Genomic DNA, 6815 nt, shown 5'->3' on the forward strand with positions numbered 1-6815 from the left:
AAAAAGGGGCCGCGCCACCCGGCGCGGCCCCTTGGGGGAAAGATCCTGGCGTCACGCCTTGCCGAGGATGCGGTTGACCCTGGTGCCGCAAGTTGGGCAAACGCCCTTGGCCATGCGACGGTCGTTGGTGACCTCGACATTGCCTGTGGCTTCGCGCTTCGCCTTGCACTTCACGCAGTAAAACTCACCCGTATAGGTATCCGACACTTGCTTCTCCATTCACAAAAAAAGGCACCCACCATTTGGCGGGCGCGCTGGCTTTCGCACCGATACTACAGGTCCCCCGACCCTGCCGAGGCAGGCTGGCGGGCCCCGGCGCCGCCGCCCGTGCGGCGGGCCCCACGTCCAAGGCGGCCCGGAGGCCTTCACCGGAGTGGACTTGAGGTCCAAGATGGGGCAAAGTGTGCGCGTGAATGATTCCGGCCTCGCCATGATCGCCGTCCACGCCCACCCCGACGACGAATCCTCGAAGGGCGGCGCGACCATGGCGAAATACGCCGCGGACGGCGTCCGCGTCATGGTGGCCACCTTCACCGGCGGGGAGCGCGGCGACGTGTTGAACCCCAAGCTCAAGGACGACCGGGAGTTGCAGCGAGACCTGCCGGGCCGTCGCCGCCAAGAAATGGCCGATGCCGCCCGCATCCTCGGCGTGGAACAGCAGTTCCTCGGCTTCGTGGACTCCGGGTACCGGGAAAGCGATTCGGCGGAGCCCCTGCCGCCTGGCTCCTTCGCCACGATCGAACCCGCAGAGGCGGCCTTGCCGTTGGTCGCCCTCATCCGGGAGATCCGGCCGCAGGTTCTGACGACCTACGATCCGTCCGGCGGCTACCCCCATCCGGACCACGTCCACACGCACAAAGTCACCATGGCGGCGCTTAAGATCGCGGCCGACCCGGCCTCCCACCCCGAGCTGGGGCTGGCCCACCGAGTCCCGAAGATCTACTACGACCAGGGCATCTCCATCCACAGAGCGGTGGCCTTGGACAAGGCGCTGAAAGAGCGCGGGCTGGAGTCGCCCTATGACGAGTGGCTGCGGCGCCGGCGCGAACACCAGGTTCGCGAGCAGCGGATCACCACGCAAGTGCCGGTGGCGGACTTCTTCCCGGTCCGGGACGCGGCGCTGCGCGCCCACGCCTCGCAGGTCGACCCGGACGGGTGGTTCTTTGTTGTCCCCCGCGAAGTCGAACGCGAGGTCTGGCCGCATGAAGACTTCGAGTTGGCGTCCTCCAGCGTGCCGGTTGACCTGCCGGAATCTGATCTGTTCGCCGGGTTGAGGTAGGCCGGGGCGGGCCAGGCGCTAGTCAGGCGCGGGTCGCCGCGATCCACACGGCGGCGAAGTGGCAGGAGAATCCCACCACCGTGAACGCGTGAAAAATCTCGTGGAAGCCGAAGTATCTGGGGGAGGGATTCGGTTTCCTCAGTCCGTAGATCACCGCCCCGGCGGTGTACGCCACGCCGCCCGCCAGCAGCAGCCAGACAAACGCGTGCCCCGCCCGCCAAAACTGCGGCATGAACCACAACGCGATCCAGCCCAGCGCAATGTAGATCGGGACGTAGCTCCAGCGCGGCGCGTTGAGCCACGCCACCCGGACCAGGATGGTGGCCAAGGCGCCGCCCCAGACCACGCAAAGGAGCATGACCGCCGTCTTGGCGGGCAGCAGCAGCAGGCTCAACGGAGTGTAGGTGCCGGCAATGATCAGGGCGATGTTCGAATGGTCCAGCCGCCGCAGAGCGGCCGACCAGCCCGGCCCCCAGTTGCCCAGATGATAGGTCGCGGACGTGCCGAACAGCATGACCGCGGTGCCGACGAACACCGCCGACCCAACCGTCGCCGCCGGCCCGTGCGCGAGCACAATCAGCAAGATCCCCGCGGCAACGGTGAGCGGGAACATGGCGGCGTGAATCCAGCCACGCAACTTGGGTTTGACTTCGGATGCGGCTAGTTGGGCGGTGCGGAGTTCATTGTCCTGAGCGGTCGTCACTCAACTTACGGTACCGTAGGTTCTTTGCGGGACCGCTGCCGAGATGTGCACAATCAGTGCAGACTTGGCCCAAACGTTCACATTGCCGCCGCCAACGGCGAGCGAGTTTGCGCAGGTGGGAACCAGACGGCGCCGCCGGAGTGGCCGAATCCCCGCAGCCATAAACCAAGCCGCCGGCCGGAGGCGGGGCTAGAGTTGACGCGATGTCTCTGCCTCGACCGCTGTACCGGCTGTACGAGTGGCGTCTGCTCAAGGGCCTGCGGCGCGAAGACCTGCCCAGGCACGTCGGCGTGATCCTGGACGGGAACCGGCGCTGGGCCAAAGAGACCGGAACCTCGACCGCGACGGGCCACCAGGCGGGGGCCGACAAGATCGCGGAACTGCTGACCTGGTCGGAAGAGGTCGGGGTCGAGTTGGTGACGTTGTGGATGCTGTCGACCGACAATTTGGCGCGGCCGCCGGAGGAGTTGGGGCAACTCGTCAGCATCATCGAGCAGTCGATCGAAGCGCTCGCGCGGACCGGCCGCTGGCGCGTCCAGGTGGTCGGCGCGCTCGATTTGCTCCCGTACAAAACCGCTGAACGCCTTCACCAGGCCCAGGCCCGCACGGCCGAGGTCGACGGTTTGCACGTCAATGTCGCGATCGGCTACGGCGGCCGCCGCGAGATCGCCGATGCCGTGCGCTCGCTTTTGGAGGAAAAGGCCCGCGCCGGGATGTCGATTCACCAGTTGGCGGAGACGATCGACGTGGAGCACATCGCCGAGCACCTGTACACCCGGGGCCAACCGGACCCAGACTTGGTCATACGCACCTCGGGGGAGCAGCGCCTGTCTGGTTTCCTGCTGTGGCAGTCGGTCCACGCCGAGTACTACTTCTGCGAGGCCTATTGGCCCGCGTTCCGCAAGGTCGACTTCCTGCGCGCTTTGCGCTCCTACGCCGTCCGCGAGCGCCGCCTGGGCCGCTGACGGGAAAAACGGGGACGGTACCTATTTCCGGCTCGCCGGAAATAGGTACCGTCCCCGTTTCGGGTTTCTACGGCTGCTGGCCGGCCGCCACCTTGGCTATCGCGGTCTGGAGGTCGCCGCTGGACCAATTCCACGGGTAAAGGTTGGCGCCGTCGCCGATCAACACCCAGGGCGTGCCCTGGAAACCCTCCGAGCCGGTGACTACCTGGGTCGTGTTCGCCACCCAGTTGTTGTAGGCGCCACCGGTGAACTGGGCGATCGCCTGGTCGGCGACCTCGGCCTGCCGCGCCAGGGCCGCGATGTCCTCGTCGCTCAAGCCCTCGCCGCCTTCGGCGGGTTGGTTCTCCCAGAGAAGCTTGTCGAACGCCCAGTAGTGGGCCGGGTCCAGGGCCGCCACGGCCACGGCCGCGCGGGCGGCGCGGGAGGAGTACTCGGAGGTCGAGTACGCGTCCAGGTAGCCCATCGGGTAGACGGTCAGCTTGACCTGGCCTGCCCGCATGGCCTGCTCCAATTGCGGCCCGATTTCCTGCTCGAATTTCTGGCAATAGGGGCAGATGTAGTCCGACATCACCTGGACCGCGATCTTGGTCTGGTCCGCCACCGGCCCGCCAGGAACGCCGTCGCAGCCAAGGGCTATCCCGCCCAATTCCGTGGCGCCCGCAGGCTGGCCAGCCTCTGCGGTCGGCGTTTCGCCCCCCTCGGGGCAGGCCACCGCCGGCACCGGCGCGAAGTCGCCTTCCACGTCCGGCGTTGGCGCTACCTCGCTTCTCGCGGACGCGGGCGGCGGGGAGCTTTCCGCCCCCGATGCCGTCCCGCCACCGCCCGTCCTGACAAGGATTACCAGCGCGATCGCGAAGGCGAAAGTCAGGGCGCAGATCACGACCCAGGCGCCGGCTTGCTGATACCAGGGCACAAAGCCGCTCTTGCCAGTGTGGCCTGGTTCCTGGAGATAAGTCGGGTTTCCGCCTGCGTCAGCCATGCGGTCAACCCTATCCGAGGGCCGCCGCCCCACCCGATCCGGCAGCCCCGCCCGATCCGGCTGCGAGGGGCCCCGCGGCCGCCGCCGTGAAGGGGCCCCGTGCCGGGCGGCGGCCAATTGGCAGCGCGGCGGAACATGCTGGTCGGGCTGCGGCCGGTCGGGTTCCGGGGCCGGGCGGCGGCCAAATTGCGGCGCGGCGGAACATGCTGGTCGGGCTGCGGCCGGTCGGGATCAGGCGGCAGGCGGCGGCCAAATTGCGGCGCGGGCCACGCCGGAGGCCGTCTTTTCGGTTCAGCGGCTTTGCGCTTCGCCGCCCGGGCCCGGGCCAAGGGCGCGGAGTAGGGTTGCCGCGTCCGTCTTTGGAACCGCCGAATTGGCGAACGCGGCCGCGTCCCTGGTCACAATCCAGTCCGCGTTGGCGGCCTCCGCGCACGCGCGGATCAGGCCGTCCTCAAAGTCCGGCTCGCCGGAGTCGAGCGCCTGCGCGCAGACATGCGCGTCCACGGGCAATATGTCCAGCGTCTGGGTGAAGGCGGTCACCGCCCGGCGCGCCGCAGGCTCTCCTGCGGCTCGGGTGATCAGGTAATACACGTCCTTGAGGGAGGTGGCGGCCAGGCCGACCCAGGCGCCCGCCCGGATCAGGGCCGTGACAAGGTCCATGGCGGCCTGGTGGGCGGCCCGGGCGCTGTCCAGGAAGTCGAGGGCCACATTGGTGTCCAACACCACACGGGGGACCGGCCCGGCCGGCGGCGCGTCCCCGCCGCTAGGCATGGCGCCGCGCGATCTCTTCGCCCAGGACCCGTTCCGCGTCCGAGTCCTTGGCGATCAGCTCTGAGTGCGAGATTCCGGCCACGGACCGCAAGACCGCCAATTTGCGCTCCCGCGCGGCGCCCTCCGCCCCGGCGTCCGGCCTGATGAAGTCCGGCAGTTCGCGGGTGTCGGCGATGTGCTGGTACAACGCTCGAATAGCCTCCGAGGCGGTCACCGAGCGGGCCGCCAGCACTTGCTCGGCGCGCCTCTTGACAGTCGCGTCAACCCGTCCGTTGACCAGCGGCATCCCCATTCTACCCCTCCGTCTTACGTGCTGTAAAACCCGATCCTATCACGGCGTCCGCAGCCGCGCCGGACGCCCGAGTCGGGAAGCGCCGCAGAAGCACGGCGGCGGCCAAACGCCAGCCGCGCCGATGGGCTGTGCGCTGGTGGCGGGCGGGACGGCATCGTGCGCTTGTTGGCCGGCGGACGTGGCCATCGCAGGACACTCCGGCGGCCTTGGCGGCGCGGGCGGGCTGGGCGTGCGACGGTGGGGACATGACTGAATACAGAACCGAACGCGACACCATGGGCGAGGTGCTGGTTCCGGCCGACGCGCTCTACGGCGCGCAGACCGCCCGCGCGGTCCAGAACTTCCCCATTTCGGGGCAGAGGCTCGAGCCCGCCCAGATCCGGGCTCTGGCGCGGATCAAGAAGGCGGCGGCGCAGGCCAACGCGGAGTTGCGCATCCTGGACCGGCCGCGGGCGGACGCGATCAAGTGGGCCGCCGAACAGGTGATCGCCGGGCATTACGACGACCAGTTCCCGGTCGACGTGTATCAGACCGGCTCCGGAACGTCCTCGAACATGAACATGAACGAGGTGTTGGCCCGCCTGGCGACGGGGCGCCTGGGGCAGCCGGTGCACCCGAACGACCACGTCAACGCCTCGCAGTCCTCCAACGACGTGTTCCCGACCTCGGTGCATGTCGCGGCGACGGAGGCGGCGGCGCGCAACCTGGTCCCGGCCTTGGACCTGCTGGCGGAAGCTCTGGCGGGCAAAGCCGCCGAGTTCGCGGATGTGGTCAAAGCGGGGCGAACACACCTGATGGACGCGACGCCGGTGACTCTGGGGCAGGAGTTCTCGGGCTACGAGGCGGCCGTCCGGTACGGCGCGGAGCGGGTCCAATCGGCGCTCGGCCGGGTGGCGGAAGTACCCTTGGGCGGCACCGCCGTGGGGACGGGCATCAACACACCCCAGGGTTTCCCGCAGCGGGTGGTCGAACTGCTGGCGGAGGACACCGGCTTGCCGATTGTCGAGGCCCGCAACCACTTCGAGGCGCAATCCGCCCGGGACGCGTTGGTCGAGTTGTCCGGCCAGCTCAAGACCGTGGCCGTGTCGCTGATCAAGATCTGCAACGACCTGCGCTGGATGAGTTCCGGGCCCCGCGCCGGGCTGGGCGAGATCCACCTACCGGACCTCCAGCCCGGCTCCTCGATCATGCCGGGCAAGGTCAACCCCGTTATTCCAGAGGCCACGCTGCAGGTCTGCTCCAGGGTGATTGGGAACGACTCGGCGATCACCTGGGGCGGGGCTTCCGGCTTCTTCGAGTTGAACGTCCAGATCCCTTTGATCGGGTCGGCGCTGTTGGAGTCGATTCGGCTGCTGGCGGCGGTCAGCCGGCTCCTCGCCACGAAGGTTGTGGACGGCGTCACCGCTGACGAGGTGCACTGCCTGGAGCTGGCCGAATCCTCGCCCTCGATTGTCACGCCGCTCAACCGGATCATTGGCTACGAGGAGGCGGCGAAGGTCGCCAAGTACTCCGTGGCGCATGAGACCACGGTTCGCCAGGCCGTCTTGGACCTGGGCCTGGTGGCCCAGGGAAAGATCACCGAAGCCCAACTGGACGCCGCGCTAAATGTGATGTCGATGACCCACCCCGCATGAGAAATGGGGACGGTACCTTTTTCCGGCAGAGCCGGAAAAAGGTACCGTCCCCATTTCTCTCGAGCTGGAAAAGGGTACCGTCCCCATTTTTAGTCGGGGGGATTGGCGCGGGCCGCCAGACGGGCGCGGGCCGCGTCCAGCCATTCCTGGCAGCGGTCCGCCAGCGCCTCACCCCGCTCCCACAGCGCCATG

General features: G+C 68.2%; 9 protein-coding genes. 3 read left to right on the plus strand and 6 right to left on the minus strand.

Features of this window, described 5'->3' with window-relative positions:
• Positions 1 to 51: 51 nt before the first annotated feature.
• Positions 52 to 219: a DUF5679 domain-containing protein gene (locus LBC97_12330; GenBank protein ID MDR2566812.1), complete on the minus strand. Its 168-nt coding sequence runs from the start codon at positions 217 to 219 to the stop codon at positions 52 to 54.
• 190 nt (positions 220 to 409) lie between these two features.
• Here LBC97_12330 and mca point away from each other — a divergent pair, with 190 nt between their 5' ends.
• The gene (gene mca / locus LBC97_12335) at positions 410 to 1279 is read left to right on the plus strand and encodes a mycothiol conjugate amidase Mca (GenBank protein MDR2566813.1); all 870 of its coding nucleotides are present in this window, start codon (positions 410 to 412) and stop codon (positions 1277 to 1279) included.
• A gap of 22 nt (positions 1280 to 1301) precedes the next feature.
• Here the strand turns inward: mca and LBC97_12340 are convergent, their stop codons facing one another.
• Positions 1302 to 1982 (minus strand): hemolysin III family protein, encoded by a 681-nt coding sequence (locus LBC97_12340; protein MDR2566814.1) that lies wholly within the window; start codon positions 1980 to 1982, stop codon positions 1302 to 1304.
• Between the two features lie 203 nt (positions 1983 to 2185).
• Between LBC97_12340 and LBC97_12345 the strand changes: the two genes are divergently transcribed.
• Positions 2186 to 2947: an isoprenyl transferase gene (locus tag LBC97_12345; GenBank protein MDR2566815.1), complete on the plus strand. Its 762-nt coding sequence runs from the start codon at positions 2186 to 2188 to the stop codon at positions 2945 to 2947.
• A gap of 67 nt (positions 2948 to 3014) precedes the next feature.
• Here LBC97_12345 and LBC97_12350 read toward each other — a convergent pair whose 3' ends face one another.
• The 3 genes from LBC97_12350 to LBC97_12360 all read right to left on the minus strand — a co-directional run bounded on the left by LBC97_12350 (position 3015) and on the right by LBC97_12360 (position 4989).
• Positions 3015 to 3926, minus strand: coding sequence for a DsbA family protein (locus LBC97_12350; GenBank protein ID MDR2566816.1), 912 nt, complete (start codon positions 3924 to 3926; stop codon positions 3015 to 3017).
• A 291-nt stretch (positions 3927 to 4217) separates the two neighbouring features.
• A complete protein-coding gene (locus LBC97_12355; GenBank protein ID MDR2566817.1) occupies positions 4218 to 4697 on the minus strand; it encodes a PIN domain-containing protein in 480 nt (159 codons plus the stop codon).
• Positions 4690 to 4989: a type II toxin-antitoxin system RelB/DinJ family antitoxin gene (locus LBC97_12360; GenBank protein MDR2566818.1), complete on the minus strand. Its 300-nt coding sequence runs from the start codon at positions 4987 to 4989 to the stop codon at positions 4690 to 4692. The genes LBC97_12355 and LBC97_12360 overlap by 8 nt, the downstream gene beginning before the upstream one ends.
• 245 nt (positions 4990 to 5234) lie before the next feature.
• On the opposite strand from LBC97_12360, the gene LBC97_12365 reads away from it, so the two are divergent.
• On the plus strand, positions 5235 to 6623 hold the full coding sequence (locus LBC97_12365) for a class II fumarate hydratase (protein MDR2566819.1): 1389 nt from the start codon (positions 5235 to 5237) through the stop codon (positions 6621 to 6623).
• A gap of 89 nt (positions 6624 to 6712) precedes the next feature.
• Here the strand turns inward: LBC97_12365 and LBC97_12370 are convergent, their stop codons facing one another.
• Positions 6713 to 6814 (minus strand): exodeoxyribonuclease VII small subunit, encoded by a 102-nt coding sequence (locus tag LBC97_12370; GenBank protein ID MDR2566820.1) that lies wholly within the window; start codon positions 6812 to 6814, stop codon positions 6713 to 6715.
• Between the last annotated feature and the right edge of the window lies 1 nt (position 6815).

The sequence above is a fragment of the Bifidobacteriaceae bacterium genome (assembly GCA_031281585.1).
In the GTDB taxonomy this organism is placed as follows: domain Bacteria; phylum Actinomycetota; class Actinomycetes; order Actinomycetales; family WQXJ01; genus JAIRTF01.

Bases quoted from the DNA above. Each gene is read 5' to 3' on its own strand.
- LBC97_12355 (MDR2566817.1), bottom strand. From the start codon at position 4,697: ATGCCTAGCGGCGGGGACGCGCCGCCGGCCGGGCCGGTCCCCCGTGTG.
- LBC97_12330 (MDR2566812.1), bottom strand. From the start codon at position 219: ATGGAGAAGCAAGTGTCGGATACCTATACGGGTGAGTTTTACTGCGTG.
- LBC97_12345 (MDR2566815.1), top strand. From the start codon at position 2,186: ATGTCTCTGCCTCGACCGCTGTACCGGCTGTACGAGTGGCGTCTGCTC.
- LBC97_12360 (MDR2566818.1), bottom strand. From the start codon at position 4,989: ATGGGGATGCCGCTGGTCAACGGACGGGTTGACGCGACTGTCAAGAGG.
- LBC97_12350 (MDR2566816.1), bottom strand. From the start codon at position 3,926: ATGGCTGACGCAGGCGGAAACCCGACTTATCTCCAGGAACCAGGCCAC.
- LBC97_12365 (MDR2566819.1), top strand. From the start codon at position 5,235: ATGACTGAATACAGAACCGAACGCGACACCATGGGCGAGGTGCTGGTT.
- LBC97_12370 (MDR2566820.1), bottom strand. From the start codon at position 6,814: ATGGCGCTGTGGGAGCGGGGTGAGGCGCTGGCGGACCGCTGCCAGGAA.